The 16,410-nt window shown below is 68.6% G+C and carries 14 protein-coding genes and 1 riboswitch; of the genes, 11 read left to right on the top strand and 3 right to left on the bottom strand.

Going from position 1 to position 16,410, the window contains the following annotated elements; genetic code table 11:
- The first annotated feature begins 70 nt into the window (after window positions 1–70).
- From OG741_RS07075 to OG741_RS07035, 9 genes are all read left to right on the top strand, one after another.
- Complete coding sequence (locus OG741_RS07075) at window positions 71–2,566, top strand: sugar phosphate nucleotidyltransferase (RefSeq protein WP_405595962.1); 2,496 nt, start codon at window positions 71–73, stop codon at window positions 2,564–2,566.
- Between the two features lie 97 nt (window positions 2,567–2,663).
- A complete protein-coding gene (locus OG741_RS07070; protein ID WP_405595961.1) occupies window positions 2,664–3,593 on the top strand; it encodes a DUF881 domain-containing protein in 930 nt (309 codons plus the stop codon).
- Window positions 3,590–3,922, top strand: coding sequence for a small basic family protein (locus tag OG741_RS07065; RefSeq protein WP_003970459.1), 333 nt, complete (start codon window positions 3,590–3,592; stop codon window positions 3,920–3,922). The genes OG741_RS07070 and OG741_RS07065 overlap by 4 nt, the downstream gene beginning before the upstream one ends.
- 5 nt (window positions 3,923–3,927) lie before the next feature.
- Entirely contained in the window at window positions 3,928–4,893 is a 966-nt protein-coding gene (locus tag OG741_RS07060) for a DUF881 domain-containing protein (RefSeq protein ID WP_405595960.1), read from the top strand.
- A gap of 148 nt (window positions 4,894–5,041) precedes the next feature.
- Window positions 5,042–5,923 carry an FHA domain-containing protein gene (locus OG741_RS07055; RefSeq protein ID WP_405605436.1) on the top strand — a complete coding sequence of 294 codons (882 nt, stop codon included), beginning with the start codon at window positions 5,042–5,044 and terminating at the stop codon, window positions 5,921–5,923.
- 42 nt (window positions 5,924–5,965) lie between these two features.
- On the top strand, window positions 5,966–6,709 hold the full coding sequence (locus tag OG741_RS07050; RefSeq protein WP_405595959.1) for a MerR family transcriptional regulator: 744 nt from the start codon (window positions 5,966–5,968) through the stop codon (window positions 6,707–6,709).
- Window positions 6,710–6,762: 53 nt separating this feature from the next.
- Complete coding sequence (locus tag OG741_RS07045; RefSeq protein ID WP_006123076.1) at window positions 6,763–7,236, top strand: bifunctional nuclease family protein; 474 nt, start codon at window positions 6,763–6,765, stop codon at window positions 7,234–7,236.
- Between the two features lie 158 nt (window positions 7,237–7,394).
- Window positions 7,395–7,988 (top strand): MerR family transcriptional regulator, encoded by a 594-nt coding sequence (locus OG741_RS07040; protein WP_405595958.1) that lies wholly within the window; start codon window positions 7,395–7,397, stop codon window positions 7,986–7,988.
- Between the two features lie 67 nt (window positions 7,989–8,055).
- Entirely contained in the window at window positions 8,056–9,579 is a 1,524-nt protein-coding gene (locus OG741_RS07035) for a DNA polymerase IV (RefSeq protein ID WP_405595957.1), read from the top strand.
- Here OG741_RS07035 and OG741_RS07030 read toward each other — a convergent pair.
- Window positions 9,492–9,872 (bottom strand): PRC-barrel domain-containing protein, encoded by a 381-nt coding sequence (locus OG741_RS07030; protein WP_405595956.1) that lies wholly within the window; start codon window positions 9,870–9,872, stop codon window positions 9,492–9,494. The genes OG741_RS07035 and OG741_RS07030 overlap by 88 nt on opposite strands.
- A gap of 114 nt (window positions 9,873–9,986) precedes the next feature.
- Window positions 9,987–10,083: riboswitch (glycine riboswitch) on the top strand.
- A gap of 178 nt (window positions 10,084–10,261) precedes the next feature.
- Here OG741_RS07030 and gcvP point away from each other — a divergent pair.
- Entirely contained in the window at window positions 10,262–13,147 is a 2,886-nt protein-coding gene (gene gcvP / locus OG741_RS07025) for an aminomethyl-transferring glycine dehydrogenase (protein WP_405595955.1), read from the top strand.
- 122 nt (window positions 13,148–13,269) lie between these two features.
- Here the strand turns inward: gcvP and OG741_RS07020 are convergent, their stop codons facing one another.
- Complete coding sequence (locus OG741_RS07020; RefSeq protein ID WP_324975735.1) at window positions 13,270–13,461, bottom strand: DUF5999 family protein; 192 nt, start codon at window positions 13,459–13,461, stop codon at window positions 13,270–13,272.
- A gap of 331 nt (window positions 13,462–13,792) precedes the next feature.
- Complete coding sequence (locus OG741_RS07015; protein WP_405595954.1) at window positions 13,793–14,380, bottom strand: hypothetical protein; 588 nt, start codon at window positions 14,378–14,380, stop codon at window positions 13,793–13,795.
- Between the two features lie 483 nt (window positions 14,381–14,863).
- On the opposite strand from OG741_RS07015, the gene OG741_RS07010 reads away from it, so the two are divergent.
- Window positions 14,864–16,378: a glutamate-cysteine ligase family protein gene (locus tag OG741_RS07010; RefSeq protein WP_405595953.1), complete on the top strand. Its 1,515-nt coding sequence runs from the start codon at window positions 14,864–14,866 to the stop codon at window positions 16,376–16,378.
- Window positions 16,379–16,410 lie beyond the last annotated feature (32 nt).

Genomic DNA, 16,410 nt, shown 5'->3' with positions numbered 1-16,410 from the left:
ACCCCAGAGGGCCTCATTTGACGGGTCCAGTCGGCTAGACCGTCGTCTCTTCAAGGAGGACGCTTCCGACATGAAGGCCGTCGTGATGGCCGGTGGCGAAGGTACCCGACTTCGCCCAATGACCTCGAGCATGCCCAAGCCGCTCCTGCCAGTGGCCAATCGGCCGATCATGGAGCATGTGCTGCGCCTGCTCAAGCGGCATGGGCTCAATGAGACCGTCGTAACCGTGCAGTTTCTCGCCTCACTCGTCAAGAACTACTTCGGCGACGGCGAAGAGCTCGGGATGGAGCTCACCTATGCCAATGAGGAGAAGCCACTCGGCACTGCGGGGAGCGTGAAGAATGCCGAGGAAGCGCTGAAGGACGACGCGTTTCTCGTCATCTCCGGTGATGCGCTCACCGACTTTGACCTGAGCGACCTGATCTCCTTCCACAAGGAGAAGGGCGCACTGGTCACGGTGTGCCTGACGCGAGTGCCGAACCCTCTCGAATTCGGTATCACCATCGTGGACGAAGAAGGAAAGGTCGAGCGCTTCCTCGAGAAGCCGACCTGGGGACAGGTTTTCTCGGACACGGTGAATACGGGCATCTATGTGATGGAGCCGGAGGTCTTCGACTATGTCGAGGCCGATGTTCCCGTGGACTGGTCCGCAGATGTGTTCCCGCAGCTCATGAAGGAAGGCAAGCCGATCTACGGCTATATCGCCGAGGGCTACTGGGAGGACGTGGGCACCCACGAGAGCTATGTGAAGGCCCAGGCCGATGTCCTCGAGGGCAAGGTCGATGTGGAACTCGACGGGTTCGAGATCTCTCCCGGTGTGTGGGTGGCCGAAGGTGCGGAGGTCCATCCGGACGCCGTGCTGCGCGGGCCGCTGTATATCGGCGACTATGCCAAGGTCGAGGCCGATGTGGAGATCCGCGAGCACACCGTCGTCGGGTCCAACGTCGTCGTCAAGAGCGGCGCCTTTCTCCATAAGGCCGTAATCCACGACAACGTGTACATCGGTGAGCACTGCAACCTCCGCGGCTGCGTGATCGGTAAGAACACCGACATCATGCGTGCCGCGCGTATCGAGGACGGCGCGGTCATCGGCGACGAGTGCCTTGTCGGCGAAGAATCGATTATCCAGGGCAATGTCCGGGTCTACCCGTTCAAGACCATCGAGGCCGGCGCCTTCGTCAACACCTCGGTCATCTGGGAGTCGCGGGGCCAGGCGCATCTCTTCGGAGCCCGCGGAGTGTCCGGAATCCTCAATGTCGAGATCACGCCCGAACTGGCCGTGCGGCTGGCGGGTGCGTATGCCACCACCCTCAAGAAGGGGGCGACGGTCACCACGGCGCGTGACCACTCCCGGGGCGCCCGTGCACTCAAGCGGGCCGTCATCTCCGCGCTGCAGGCCAGTGCCATCGACGTACGCGACCTGGAGAACGTGCCGCTGCCCGTGGCGCGGCAGCAGACCGCCCGCGGCAGTGCCGGCGGCATCATGATCCGTACGTCTCCCGGTGTGCCGGACTCCGTCGACATCATGTTCTTCGACGAGCGCGGCGCGGACCTCTCGCAGGCCGGTCAGCGGAAGCTCGACCGGGTGTACGCGCGCCAGGAGTACCGACGGGCGTTCCCCGGCGAGATCGGGGATCTGCACTTCCCGTCCAGCGTCTTCGACTCGTACACGGGATCCCTGCTGCGCAATGTCGACACCTCCGGCATCGCCGAGTCGGGTCTCAAGGTCGTCATCGACGCGTCCAACGGCAGCGCCGGACTGGTTCTGCCGAGCCTGCTGGGACGGCTCGGCGTGGACGCCCTGGTCATCAACCCCGGGCTCGACGAATCGAGGCCGACGGAGTCGGCCGACACCCGACGGTCCGGACTGGTGCGGCTGGGCGAGATCGTGGCCTCGGCCCGGGCGGCCTTCGGGGTGCGTTTCGACCCCGTCGGTGAGCGGCTGTCGCTGGTCGACGAACGAGGGCGCATCATCGAGGACGACCGCGCGCTGCTTGTGCTGCTCGACCTGGTGGCGGCGGAGCGGCGCAGTGGGCGGGTGGCGCTTCCCGTGACCACCACGCGTATCGCCGAGCAGGTCGCCGCGTACCACGGCACACAGGTGGAGTGGACGACCACCTCGCCCGACGATCTGACGCGTGTCGGGCGCGAGGAGACCACGATCTTCGGTGGTGACGGGCGGGGCGCCTTCATCATTCCGGAGTTCAGCAGCGTGTTCGACGGCTCGGCGGCCCTTGTACGGCTGGTCGGGCTCGTGGCCCGTACGCAGCTCACGCTGAGCCAGATCGATGCCCGTATCCCGCGGGCGCATGTGCTGCGGCGCGATCTGGCGACTCCTTGGGCGGTCAAGGGGCTGGTGATGCGGCGCGTCGTGGAGGCGGCCGGTGACCGGCACGTCGACACGACCGACGGTGTACGTGTGGTCGAGGCCGACGGCCGCTGGGTGATGGTCCTTCCCGACCCCGCGGAGGCCGTCACTCATTTGTGGGCAGAGGGGCCGGACGACGCTTCGGCGCAGGCGCTCCTCGACGAATGGTCCGCCGTCGTGGACAGTGCAGGTCACTGACGTGTGACGGGTGTGCCGGGAGTTGTCCGCGGACGGCTTCCGGCGCACCGGTGGGGCCATTCGGCGGTAACACCTGCGACGTGCGACGATGTGCGGCATGTCGCAGCAGCCCCCCGTTCGGAGCACCGGCTCTCCACCCGCACGTCCCGATGCGTCCATGTCGCTGCTGACGAACGTCATGGAGCACAGCCTCGACGACGGATACGCGGAGGCGGCGGCCCGCAGGGAGGCCGAGGGCGGAGGTCTTCCCCGTACGCTGCGGGCCAAGCTCGGACTCGCGGCCGGCCTGGTGCTGGCCGCGCTCGTCGTGACCGTGGGGGCGGCCGAGGCGCGGATATCGGCACCGGTGGTGGCGAAGGAGCGCGAGGAGCTCATCGACCGGATCGACGCGGAGACCGCGGACGCCGACGCGCTGGAGCGGAGTGTCGACACGCTCCGCGACGAGGTGGGGAACCGGCAGCGCAAGGCCCTCAAGACGCAGGGCGGGGAACAGGCAGAACTCGTCGCACTGCTCTCCGGCGCCACAGAGGTGGAGGGGCCGGGGGTCAAGCTCGTCGTCGACGACGCCAAGGACACCGATCAGGATGGCGGCGGGCCGCGGGAGAGCAGCGGCTTCAACGACACGGGCCGGGTGCGTGACCGGGACATGCAGCGGATCGTCAACGGGCTCTGGGAGTCGGGCGCCGAGGCCGTCGCGATCAACGGGCAGCGGCTGACGGCCCTGTCGGCGATCCGTGCGGCGGGCGACGCCATACTGGTCGACAACAAGCCGCTGGTGCCGCCGTACACGGTGCTCGCGGTGGGGGACGGGAAGAAGTTGAGCACCGCGTTCCAGGACAGTGCCGACGGGCAGTATCTGCACGCGTTGCAGGAGAACTTCGGTATCCGCACCAGCATCTCCGCCGAGGAGAAGGTGCGCCTGCCGGCGGCGCCGAGCTTGATCGTACGTACAGCAGAGCCGAAGACCGCCGACGCCGGGAAGGGCAACGGGCAGGGCACGGCTGACACAGGGAAGGGCACATCGTGATCGCCGTACTGGGCCTCGTCGTCGGAGTCGTGGTCGGACTGTTGGTCCGGCCCGAAGTGCCGGCGGTGGTCGAGCCCTATCTGCCGATCGCCGTCGTCGCGGCTCTCGACGCGGTCTTCGGTGGCCTGCGGGCCATGCTCGACGGAATCTTCGTCGACAAGGTCTTCGTCGTCTCCTTCCTGTCGAACGTGGTGGTGGCAGCGCTGATCGTGTTCCTGGGCGACAAGTTGGGCGTGGGCGCCCAGCTGTCGACGGGTGTGGTGGTCGTGCTCGGTATCCGGATCTTCTCCAACGCTGCCGCGATCCGCCGGCACGTGTTCCGGGCGTGAGGCCGATGAACAGCGAAGAGAATCCCCAGGGCGAAGAGCACCCCAAGGGCGAGGAGCCGGAGTCGGTGACGCCGCCGGCCGCCGACACCGGTTCCGGGAACGCTGAGCCGGAGCAGACCCGGCCGGACCAGCCCGAGCCGGAACAACCCCGCACGGAACAGCCCCGCCCAGAACAGCCCCGCCCAGAACAGCCCCGCCCAGAACAGCCCCACTCGGAGCAGCCCGAGGCCGAAGAGCCCGAGCCCGCGCAGCAGACCGGTCGGCAGCGGCTTGTCGCGGTGCTGTGGCCGCCGCGGGTCAGCCGTGCTCAACTCATCGTCGCCCTCCTGCTGTTCGTCCTCGGTCTGGGTCTCGCCATCCAGGTCCGCTCCAACAGCGACAACAGCGCGCTGCGTGGTGCCCGCCAGGAGGACCTGGTGCGCATCCTCGACGAGCTCGACAACCGCACGCAGCGGCTCGAGGACGAGAAGCAGCGTCTGGAGGACCAGCGCACCGAGCTGGAGAACAGCTCGGACCAGGCCGAAGAGGCTCGCAAACAGACCGTGCAGAAGGAGCAGCAACTCGGCATCCTCGCCGGTACGGTCGCCGCGCAGGGTCCGGGCATCACGCTCACCGTCCAGGACCCGTCCGGCACGGTGGAGTCGGACATGCTGCTCGACGCGATCCAGGAACTGCGTGCGGCGGGCGCGGAAGCGATCCAGGTCAACGACATCCGGGTCGTCGCGGACACCTACTTCACGGGAACCGGCGCCGACATCGAGGTGGACGGCAAACCGGTCAAGGCCCCGTACCGGTTCAAGGTCATCGGCAAGCCGCAGGATCTGGAGCCGGCCCTGAACATCCCAGGCGGCGTGGTCCAGACACTGGAGAAGGAGCAGGCCACCGCCACGGTGGCGCGCTCGCAGAAGATCGTCGTGGATGCCTTGCGACCCGCGAAGCGGCCTGACTACGCTCGGTCGTCGGCGCAGTGAGGCGGGGGTGCATGGGGTCAGGCGGACCAGGGCATGAGCTTGCGGGGGGTCGGCACATCACATGCGTGCCGCGTGGTGGAAACTGTCTGGTGGTCACGGACGTTGTGAGGATGTCCGGGTCGGCAGGTCTGATCATTGAGGGTTCGTCCTGCCCCACGGGCGGGTCTATTTCGGTCAAGGGGAATCGCCCGTGAAGTTGTTTGGGAAGTTGTTCGGCAAGAGCGCACGCGAGGACGGTGGCAACGCCCGGCATCGCGCGCCGCGCCATGGCCAGAGTGAGGAGCAGGGCGCTGAGCGGCCGCTCTTCCGGGATGAGGTCGCTGGTCCGGGCGGTGACATTTCGGGCGGTCAGGGCGCGTCGTCTGTTGACCCTGCCGGTTCCGGCCGCATAGGTTTCGGGGAACCATCAACCTCAAGTACGGGTGGAGGGTTTGCCCAGGACCCGTACTCAACCAATCCCCACGCGGGGCAGCCGCGGCAGGAGGATCCGTCCATGTCGGCCTTGGTTTGTACGAGGTGCGGGCACCGCAATGCCGAGGCCAGCCGGTTCTGCTCCAACTGCGGTGCGCCGCTGCGTGGCGGAGCGCCCGCCGAGCGTGCTTCGGAGACGACCTCGACGATCTCCATCTCCGGCCTTGAGGCGTACGACTCGGAGGTGACGGGGCAGACGCAGATTCCGTCGCTGTCTCCCGAGGCCCAGGCCGCCGTCGACGCGCTGCCGCTCGGCTCGGCGCTCCTGGTGGTGCGCCGCGGTCCGAACTCCGGAAGCCGCTTCCTGCTGGACGGCGAGCTGACCACGGCCGGCCGTCACCCGCAGAGCGACATCTTCCTGGACGACGTGACCGTATCGCGGCGTCATGTGGAGTTCCGCCGGGGACCGGACGGCCGCTTCAGCGTCGCGGACGTCGGCAGCCTCAACGGCACGTACGTCAACCGCGAGCGGATCGACTCCGTCGTCCTGTCGAGCGGTGACGAGGTCCAGATCGGCAAGTACCGGCTGGTCTTCTACGCGAGCCAGCGGGGCGTGTAACCCTCCCCCGGACTCCGTCCGGGGGGACCACAGGGAAGGTACATGCTGCGAACACCGACGGGCGGTGCCGGGCACGGCACCGCCACCGCGGGCGAGAGGCTGATGAGCATCGGTACGGTGCTCAGCCGGCTGCGCGACGAGTTTCCCGAAGTGACCATCTCCAAGATCCGTTTTCTGGAGTCCGAAGGGCTGGTCGAGCCGCGGCGGACACCGTCCGGGTACCGCAAGTTCAGCCCCGAGGACGTGGAGCGGCTGGCGCAGGTGCTGCGGATGCAGCGGGATCACTACCTTCCGCTGAAGGTCATCCGTGAGCATCTCGACGCCCTGGGGCGCGGTGAGCACGTTCAGCTGCCCGCGCAGGGCCCGCAGCGGGAGGTGTTCGACGGCCCGTGGGAAGCCGTCGCCGACCGGCCGACGGCCGCGCGAGTGGGGCGTTCCGAGCTCCTTGCGGCCGCCGATGTGGGCGAGGCGGACCTGGCCGAGTGGGAGTCGTACGGCCTGCTGGCGCAGGGCGAGGACGGCGCTTACGACGCCGAGTCGGTGACCGTGGCCAAGCTGGTCGCGGACCTGGGGAGATTCGGGCTGGAGCCGCGGCATCTGCGGGCGATGAAAGCCGCCGCGGACCGTGAGGCGAGCCTGGTCGAGCAGGTCGTTGCACCCTTGCGGCGGCACCGTAATCCGCAGACCAGGGCGCATGCCGAGGCGACCACAAAAGAGCTCGCTGCCCTGTCTGTACGGCTGCACGCGGCCCTCGTACAGACGGCTCTCGGGGTCAGGCTGCACTGATCATGGGAGAGCCCGACTACCCAAACCGGTCGGGCACGTCCTAGGGTTGCTGTGTGAACGAGCTCGACGTTGTGGGTGTCCGGGTCGAAATGCCCTCGAACCAACCGATCGTGCTCCTGCGTGAAGTGGGAGGCGACCGGTACCTCCCCATCTGGATCGGTCCCGGGGAGGCCACCGCCATTGCCTTTGCCCAGCAGGGCATGGCTCCGGCGAGGCCGCTGACGCATGACCTCTTCAAGGATGTGCTGGAGGCGGTGGGCCAGGAGCTCACCGAGGTGCGCATCACTGACCTGCGCGAAGGGGTCTTCTACGCGGAGCTCGTCTTCGCCAGTGGAGTCGAGGTGAGCGCGAGACCGTCCGACGCCATAGCGCTGGCCCTGCGTACGGGTACGCCGATCTACGGCAGCGACGGGGTCCTCGACGACGCGGGAATTGCCATCCCGGACGAGCAGGAGGACGAGGTGGAGAAGTTCCGCGAGTTCCTCGATCAGATCTCGCCCGAGGACTTCGGCACCAACAGCCAGTGACCGTCCGAACGGTTGTCGTCAGCGCATTCGAGTAGCCTTTCCCCGAATACGGGCACGAGAAACCACTCTCAGGGTGATTATCACTCGGCGTGGCGATCGTTGACGCACCCCTGGTGACTGCCTACCGTCGAGTCGGCAGGTCAAGGACGGAGGTCGGCGTGAGAAGCAGCGGCGACGGTACGGCTGGGGGCGCCCCCGGACGGAGTCTGGGGGAGGGCGGTCTGCATCCGCTTCACGAAAGTGCGGCCGAGGCCGGGGAAACGATCGGCTACCGCGGTCCGACCGCGTGTGCGGCGGCGGGTATCACCTACCGCCAGCTCGACTACTGGGCGCGCACCGGGCTGGTCGAGCCCAGCGTGCGGCCGGCGTACGGATCGGGGACGCAGCGGCTCTACAGCTTCCGCGATGTGGTTGTCCTCAAGATCGTCAAGCGTTTCCTGGACACCGGCGTAGCGCTGCAGAACATCCGCACCGCGGTGCAGCATCTGCGGGCGCGTGGCGTCTCGGACCTGGAGCGCATGACGCTGATGAGCGACGGTGCCACCGTCTACGAGTGCTCGTCGCCTGACGAGGTCGTGGATCTGCTCCAGGGCGGCCAGGGGATCTTCGGGATCGCCGTCGGTGTGGTCTGGCGTGATGTCGAGGCGGCGCTGTCGCAGCTCCACGGCGAGCGGATCGACACCGGCGAGACGCTGGTCGGCAACAACCCTGCGGACGAGCTGGCCAGGCGCAGACGCGACCGGGCCGTCTGAGCGGGTGCGGCGGAGGGACCACGTTCTGCCGGGGCCATTGTCAGTGGCTTAGGGCAGCATCGGAGTTGTGAGATCCGCGCCGACGATTCTGCATCTGGACATGGATGCCTTCTTCGCCGCCGCCGAGCAGGCGGCGAAGCCGAGTCTGCGCGGAAAGCCGGTGGTGGTCGGCGGGCTCGGGCCGCGCGGCGTCGTCGCGACCGCCTCGTACGAGGCACGGCGCTTCGGGGTCCACTCCGCGATGCCGATGGCGCAGGCGAGACGGCTCGCGCCCAATGCCGCCTATCTCGTGCCGCGCTTCTCGCTCTACCGCACGGTCAGCGAGCAGGTGATGGAGCTGCTGGGCAGGCTCTCACCGCTGGTGGAGCCGCTGAGCCTGGACGAGGCGTTCGTGGACCTGGAGGCGGGCGGGGTCGCCGACGACTCCGCGTCCGCGAGGGAGACGGGGGAGCGGCTGCGTGCGGAGATCCGCACGGTCACGGGTCTCACCGGGTCCGTCGGGCTCGCCGGATCCAAGATGCTGGCCAAGATCGCCTCCGAGCAGGCGAAACCCGACGGTCTGGTGCTCATCGAGCCGGGTACGGAACGTGAGCTGCTGGGGCCGATGTCGGTGCGCACGCTGCCCGGCGTCGGCCCGGCGACGGGGGAGCATCTGCGCCGCGCGGGTATGACGACCGTCGCCGAGCTCGCGGAGGCGGGCGAGGACGAGCTCGTACGGCTGCTGGGCAGGGCGCACGGGACCTCGCTGTTCCGGATGGCCATGGGGTACGACGACCGGCCTGTCGTGGCCGAGCGGGACACGAAGTCGGTGTCGGTCGAGGACACCTTCGATGTGGATCTGCACGATCGGGTGCGGGTGCGGATCGAGGTGGAGCGGCTCGCCGACCGGTGTGTGCACAGGCTGCGGGCCTCCGGGCACTCCGGGCGGACCATCGTGCTGAAGGTGCGGCGATACGACTTCTCGACGCTCACGCGCTCCGAGACGCTGCGCGGGCCGACCGACGACCCCTCGGTGGTGCGGGAGGCCGCCGGGCGGCTCCTGGAGGCCGTGGACACCACAGGCGGGGTACGGCTGCTCGGCGTGGGCGTCACCGGGCTCACCGACTACACCCAGGAAGACCTCTTCGCCCAGGCCGCCGCCGACGAGCAGGCCGCTGCCCACGAGCAGGCGGCCGCGGACGATCATGGCGGACCGGCGCACGAGGGGGCGTCCGAGGCGGCGGGCGACCAGGGGGCTCATGGGGGCGATGAGCCGGCCGAGGCGGGCGTCGTGGAGCCCGTGGCACATCCGGAGCGGCGCTGGGCGGCCGGGCACGACGTACGGCATGCCCAGTACGGCGCGGGCTGGGTGCAGGGCAGCGGCGTCGGACGGGTCACCGTGCGGTTCGAGGAGCCGGGGTCGCCGCCCGGGCGCGTCCGTACCTTCCGTGTCGACGACCCCGATCTCGAGCCCTCCGACCCCCTGCCGCTGGTGCCGCTGCCCGAGAAGGAGCAGAGCCCGGGTCAGTCCTCCTGGCCCGCGACACGGCCGAAGGAGGTTTCCCCCGACGGCGTGGGCGTTTCAGGGGCCTCGGACAGATCGAGGCCGTAGTGGTGGTAGAGCTGCAGTTCCTGCTCCGGGGAGAGATGACGGCCGACACCGAAGTCCGGCGCGTCCTTGATCAGCGAGCGTTCGTACGGGACGTGCAGGGTGTCGTCGACCACCTTGCTGGGCTCCAGCGGGACGAAAGCGTCCCTGCTGAACAGGCCGGTGCGCACAGCAGCCCACTCGGGCACGCCGGTCGCATCGTCGAGATACACCTCGTCCACAGTCCCGATCTTGGTGCCGTTGCGGTCGAACGCCTTGCGGCCGATCAGGCTGCGCGGATCGATGTCGGTCTGCACGGTCCCTCCAATTGGTCGCAACTGCTGTCTAAATACTACAAAAGTGCACATCGTGACTGTCGGCCACTTGAGCGATCGGAGCGGGAGGGCGCTGGTACGCTGGCAGACGGCTGCTGACCCCGTGCGGGAGAGTCCACCGGTGACACACCGGCGGCGCCGAAGGAGCAAATCCTCCCCGGAATCTCTCAGGCCCCTGTACCGCACGGACGAGGTCACTCTGGAAAGAAGAGCGGGCGTCGGACGGCGTCCGCTCTCACCGACGGTGAAAGCCGGCGCGCCTGCGTGTGCGCCGGTGAAGCTCTCAGGTTGAGATGACAGAGGGGGAGGCCGTCCGGGCATCCGCGCCGCGATGCCCCTCGCCGGTCGTGTCAGACCAGGAGGCCTCCTAAATGACCGCCAACCGCATTCCGCTCTCCCAGCTGGAGCAGGGCATCCCCTTCGAGCAGCGCCACATCGGGCCCGACGCCGAGGCCCAGGCCAAGATGCTGGCGCAGGTGGGGTACGGCTCGCTGGACGAGCTGACCGCCGCCGCGGTGCCCGCTGTGATCAAGAGCGCGGAGGCGCTGAACCTCCCGGGCGCGCGCACCGAGGCCGATGTCCTCGCCGAGCTGCGCACGCTGGCCGACCGCAATCAGGTGCTGGCGCCGATGATCGGCCTCGGCTACTACGGCACCTTCACGCCGCCGGTCATCCTGCGCAATGTCATGGAGAACCCTGCCTGGTACACGGCGTACACGCCCTACCAGCCGGAGATCTCCCAGGGCCGCCTCGAGGCGCTGCTCAACTTCCAGACGATGGTCGCCGATCTGACCGGCCTGCCCACCTCGGGTGCGTCGCTGCTCGACGAGGCCACCGCCGCGGCCGAGGCCATGTCGCTCGCCCGCCGCGTCGGCAAGGTCAAGAACGGCGTCTTCCTGGTCGACGCCGACGCCCTGCCGCAGACTCTCGCGGTGATCGAGACCCGTGCCGAGCCGACCGGCGTCGAGGTCGTCACGGCCGACCTGAGCGAGGGCATCCCCGCCGAGATCGCCGAGCGCGGCGTCTTCGGCGTACTGCTCCAGTACCCGGGCGCCTCCGGCGCCGTCCGTGACCTCAAGCCCGTCATCGAGCAGGCGCACGAGCTCGGCGCGATCGTCACCGTCGCCGCCGATCTGCTGGCGCTGACCCTGCTCACCTCGCCCGGCGAGCTGGGCGCCGACATCGCGGTCGGCACGACGCAGCGGTTCGGCGTCCCGATGGGCTTCGGCGGACCGCACGCCGGCTACATGGCCGTCCGCGAGAAGTTCGCGCGCAGCCTGCCGGGCCGGCTCGTCGGCGTCTCCGTCGACGCGGACGGGAACAAGGCCTACCGCCTCGCGCTGCAGACCCGTGAGCAGCACATCCGCCGCGAGAAGGCCACCAGCAACATCTGCACCGCGCAGGTGCTGCTCGCCGTCATGGCCGGGATGTACGCGGTCTACCACGGCCCCCAGGGCCTGCGGTCGATCGCGCAGCGCACCCACCGCTTCGCGACGCTTCTCGCCGAGGGCCTGCGGGCCGGTGGCGTCGAGGTCGTGCACGGCTCGTACTTCGACACGCTCACCGCGCGGGTGCCCGGCAAGGCCGCCGACGTGCTCGCCGCCGCACGCGAGGGCGGGGTCAACCTCCACCTCGTCGACGCCGACACCGTCTCCATTTCCTGCGACGAGACCACGGGACGCACGGAGCTGAACGTGGTCTGGGCGGCCTTCGGCCTCGAGGGCGACATCGAGGCGCTGGACGCGGCGACCGAGGAGGCTCTGCCGCAGTCGCTGCTGCGGACGGACGACTACCTCACGCACCCCGTCTTCCACCAGCACCGTTCCGAGACGGCGATGCTGCGCTACCTGCGCAAGCTCGCGGACAGGGACTACGCGCTGGACCGCGGCATGATCCCGCTCGGCTCCTGCACCATGAAGCTGAACGCGACCACCGAGATGGAGCCGGTCACCTGGCCGGAGTTCGCGCAGATCCACCCCTTCGCCCCCGTCGAGCAGGCCGCCGGATACCTCACGCTCATCCATGAGCTGGAGGAGCGCCTCGCCGAGGTCACCGGGTACGACGCGGTCTCCATCCAGCCCAACGCCGGTTCGCAGGGCGAGCTCGCGGGCCTGCTGGCCGTGCGCGCGTACCACCGCGCCAACGGCGACGAGCAGCGCACCATCTGCCTCATCCCCTCCTCCGCACACGGCACCAACGCCGCCAGCGCGGTCATGGCGGGCATGAAGGTCGTCGTGGTGAAGACCGCCGACGACGGCGAGGTGGACATCGAGGACCTGCGCGCCAAGATCGAGCAGTACCGCGACGAGCTCTCGGTCCTGATGATCACCTACCCGTCCACGCACGGTGTGTTCGAGGAGCACGTCGCCGACATCTGCGCCCAGGTCCACGAGGCCGGCGGCCAGGTGTACGTCGACGGCGCCAACCTCAACGCGCTGGTGGGTCTTGCCAAGCCGGGCAAGTTCGGCGGCGACGTCTCGCACCTCAACCTGCACAAGACCTTCTGCATCCCGCACGGCGGCGGCGGTCCGGGCGTGGGTCCGGTGGGTGTCCGCGCGCACCTCGCGCCGTACCTCCCCAACCACCCGCTCCAGCCGACCGCGGGACCCGAGACGGGTGTGGGTCCCATTTCGGCCGCTCCCTGGGGCTCGGCGGGCATCCTGCCCATCTCCTGGGCGTACGTACGGCTCATGGGCGGCGAGGGCCTCAAGCGCGCGACGCAGGTCGCCGTGCTCGCGGCCAACTACATCGCCAAGCGCCTGGAGCCGCACTACCCGGTGCTCTACACGGGCCCGGCGGGCCTCGTCGCCCACGAGTGCATCGTGGACCTGCGTCCGCTGTCGAAGGCGACCGGTGTCAGCGTCGACGACATCGCCAAGCGGCTGATCGACTACGGCTTCCACGCGCCGACGATGTCCTTCCCGGTGGCAGGCACGCTGATGATCGAGCCCACCGAGAGTGAGGACCTGACCGAGATCGACCGCTTCTGCGACACCATGATCGCGATCCGGGGCGAGATCGAACGGGTCGCCTCGGGCGAGTGGCCCGCGCAGGACAACCCGCTCAGCAACGCCCCGCACACCGCGGCCGCGCTCGGCGGGGAGTGGGAGCACCCCTACAGCCGCGAGGAAGCGGTCTTCCCGGCGGGGGTGAGCGCCGCGGACAAGTACTGGCCGCCGGTGCGCCGGATCGACGGTGCGTTCGGCGACCGTAACCTCGTCTGCTCCTGCCCGCCGATGGACGAGTACGAGAACTGACGGACGGCGACCGGCACACGCGGCCGGACAGGGGCCGCGCATGCGTCAGGGCCGGTGCGGAGATCAGTCTCCGTGCCGGCCCCTCGTCGTGACGGACGGCTCTCGTCGCCGTACAGACGGCTCTACGCGGCCGTCGTCACCTGCCGGTGCGGCGCGATGATCTGCCCGTCCGGCAGCAGCTCGCCGGTGTCCTCGAAGAGCAGGATGCCGTTGCACAGCAGGCTCCAGCCCTGCTCCGGGTGGTGCGCCACGAGACGCGCGGCTTCCCGGTCGGCTGAGTCGGATGTCGGGCAGGCTGGCTGGTGCTGGCACATGGCTGGGTTCTTTCGCTGCGGTGTGTCGACTGTGACTGTCCTGCGGCTCGATGAGGAGTTCATGGCCGCCCCCCGTATCTCTCGGTCCGATCCCAGTGTTGCCCTACGGGCGTCAATCCGCAGGGATTTCGCGGCAGCTCTTCTTACTGGTTAATGACGTATCACCCGGGCGGACGGTTCAGTTCAACTCCATTGTCCTTTCGGGTGGTTCGGGGGGGCCGGTATGGGCTAGTCCACCCGGGGCAGAAATGCGCCCCGCGACCGGATGGTCACGGGGCGCGAAGACGGGGTGAGCAGGGCAGCTGTGGGGGCGCTCCTCAGGCCGCGGCAGTCAGGCGGGGGAGCCGAGCAGCGGGGCCGGAGTGAGGCGCAGGGTCATGACCGGGAGGAGATCGGAGACCTGGTGCGGCCGGTGTGCGGTGATGCCCGGAGGCGCCGGAGCCAGCGGTACCAGTACGTCGGTGGGGCGGGGTGTGCCGGTCCCGGCGTCGGCGTCGGTGTCGCCGTGCAGCCAAAGGGTCAGCATGTAGAGCTCGGGGATGGACAGCAGCCGCGGCTGGAAGTGGGTCCGCATCGACTCGGCCTGCCGCAGTGCCCGTTCGGTGGAGCTCAGATAGGGACCTTCGAAGAAGTGAGAGAAGGTCCAGCCGTCGGGGGTGAGCATCGTCTCCGCCGCGGCCACGGCGCGTTCGCCGCTGCGGATGAGGAAGCGCCAGCCCGTGAGGCGGGTGTAGGGGGCACTGCTGCTCGGGACGATCTGATCCAGTACATGGACGGGAAGCGGCAGTTCGGGGCTCACAGATCCCTGGACGGACCTCAGAGCGGGTGTGCGGGCCTCGCGGACGGCGGTCGGGGAACCGAGTGCTGCGAGGACGCTGCGGAGGGCAGGCGCGGGGGCCGGGGGGACATGCAGCGGCATGATGGGTCGCCTCTCACTTCGGAGACACGTTTGAGCAGGGGCAGGTGCGGACGGCACTGTCAGCGTGGCGGGGTCAGAGGGGGCCGGAAACCCCACCGGGCGCCAACTCTCTGCCTCGTTCGCGAAGTTTATACGACACGTGTTCTCGCCATGTTTCTGCTAGCGTTCCCGCGTATTTCCGGCAAGGCGGAATCAGGTCTATTTGTTGCGAAGTATCTGCCGATTCCTTGAGAGTGCAGGGCCACGGCCTGGGGCTTTACTGTCGGCACGGTAGGCTGAAACCAGTCGGTGTTTTTCACCAGGCATCGGGCAGCGGAAACTGCAAACTGCATCATGCCGAGGGAATGTGCCGCTCGGCCACTTCGCACACACTACCGGCAGCGGACCGCGCATGGGGCGTTATGGATCAGTCAGTCTGGGCATTATCGACCGTGACGTGATCGGCTGGTGCTGCGTGGTGCCCACTCGAGGAGGGACGCTTCGATGGGGGAGAAGGTCGTGGCAGGCGGGTTCCACCTGTCCGATCGGCAAAAGTACCGGAGGAAGTTGCAGCAGTGCCTCGCGGGACTGGGGAGGCTGCTGGCCGAGAAGAGGTTCGACCGGCCCAAGAATCTCATGGGCCTTGAGATCGAGCTCAATCTCGCGGGTGCCGACGGACTGCCACGGATGATGAATGCGGAAGTACTCGAGCGGATCGCAAGCCATGATTTCCAGACCGAGCTCGGAATGTTCAACCTGGAAGTAAATATTGTTCCGCACCGGCTGAGCGGACGGGTTCTCGACCAGCTGGCAGAGGAGTTGCGCACCGGTCTCGGATACGCGCACCGAAAGGCCGTAGAACTCGGCTCGGGGATCGTCATGATCGGAATTCTTCCGACGCTCGCCCAGGACGACCTGGTCTCCGCGAACCTCTCGGACGTCGACCGGTACACACTTCTCAACGATCAGATCGTCGCGGCCCGCGGCGAGGAATTCGCGCTCGACATCGAAGGCGTGGAGCGGCTGACCTGCACCTCGGCGTCCATAGCGCCCGAAGCCGCCTGTACGTCCGTGCAGTTGCACCTCCAGGTGACGCCGGCGAGATTCGCGGACGTGTGGAACGCCGCGCAGGCGGTGGCCGCCGTCCAGGTCGCCGTCGGCGCCAACTCCCCCTTCCTGTTCGGCAGGGAACTGTGGCGCGAGTCGCGACCGCCCCTGTTCCAGCAGGCCACCGACACCCGACCGCCCGAACTGCAGGCTCAGGGGGTCAGGCCGCGGACCTGGTTCGGCGAGCGCTGGGTGAGCTCGGCGTACGACCTCTTCGAGGAGAATCTGCGCTACTTTCCCGCCCTGCTGCCGATCTGTGACGAGGAGGAGGACCCGCTGCGGGTGCTCGAGGAAGGCGGGGTCCCCAGGCTCCAGGAGCTCGTGCTGCACAACGGAACCGTCTACCGATGGAACCGCCCGGTGTACGCGGTCGTCGACGGCGTACCCCATCTGCGAGTCGAGAACCGCGTGCTCCCGGCCGGGCCCACGGTCACCGACGTGATCGCCAATGTCGCCTTCTACTACGGGCTGGTGCGCGCGCTCGCCGAGGAGGCCAGGCCGGTGTGGAGCAAACTGCCCTTCTCCGCCGCGGCCGAGAACTTCGACACCGCGTGCCGCCACGGCATCGAGGCGGAGCTCCAGTGGCCGCGTCCGGGCCGTGCGGGGGGCATCACCACGGTGCCGGCCGTCAAGCTCGTACGCGACGAACTGCTGCCGCTCGCCGCGGCGGGACTCGACGCGTGGAACGTCGAACCCGCCGATCGCGACTTCTACCTCGGCGTCATCGAGGAGCGGTGCAAGCGGCGTGTGAACGGGGCCACCTGGCAGGCAGACACCTATCACCGCGCTCTGGAGGCCGGTCTCGAGCGGGAGGCCGCGCTCGCGGCCACCACCCGTCGCTACAGCGAGCTGATGCACCTGGGCGAGCCGGTCCACACCTGGCCGGTCGGCTTTCCCGGATCCCGCTCCTGAGCGGGCACCGTCCTGAGCTGGTCCCGTCCATG

The sequence above is a fragment of the Streptomyces sp. NBC_01410 genome (assembly GCF_045040195.1).
Lineage (GTDB): Bacteria > Actinomycetota > Actinomycetes > Streptomycetales > Streptomycetaceae > Streptomyces.
This window is presented reverse-complemented; position numbering and strand designations above follow the sequence as displayed.

Bases quoted from the DNA above. Each gene is read 5' to 3' on its own strand.
- OG741_RS07075 (WP_405595962.1), top strand. From the start codon at position 71: ATGAAGGCCGTCGTGATGGCCGGTGGCGAAGGTACCCGACTTCGCCCA.
- OG741_RS07070 (WP_405595961.1), top strand. From the start codon at position 2,664: ATGTCGCAGCAGCCCCCCGTTCGGAGCACCGGCTCTCCACCCGCACGT.
- OG741_RS07060 (WP_405595960.1), top strand. From the start codon at position 3,928: ATGAACAGCGAAGAGAATCCCCAGGGCGAAGAGCACCCCAAGGGCGAG.
- OG741_RS07050 (WP_405595959.1), top strand. From the start codon at position 5,966: ATGCTGCGAACACCGACGGGCGGTGCCGGGCACGGCACCGCCACCGCG.
- gcvP (WP_405595955.1), top strand. From the start codon at position 10,262: ATGACCGCCAACCGCATTCCGCTCTCCCAGCTGGAGCAGGGCATCCCC.
- OG741_RS07020 (WP_324975735.1), bottom strand. From the start codon at position 13,461: ATGTGCCAGCACCAGCCAGCCTGCCCGACATCCGACTCAGCCGACCGG.
- OG741_RS07015 (WP_405595954.1), bottom strand. From the start codon at position 14,380: ATGCCGCTGCATGTCCCCCCGGCCCCCGCGCCTGCCCTCCGCAGCGTC.
- OG741_RS07010 (WP_405595953.1), top strand. From the start codon at position 14,864: ATGGGGGAGAAGGTCGTGGCAGGCGGGTTCCACCTGTCCGATCGGCAA.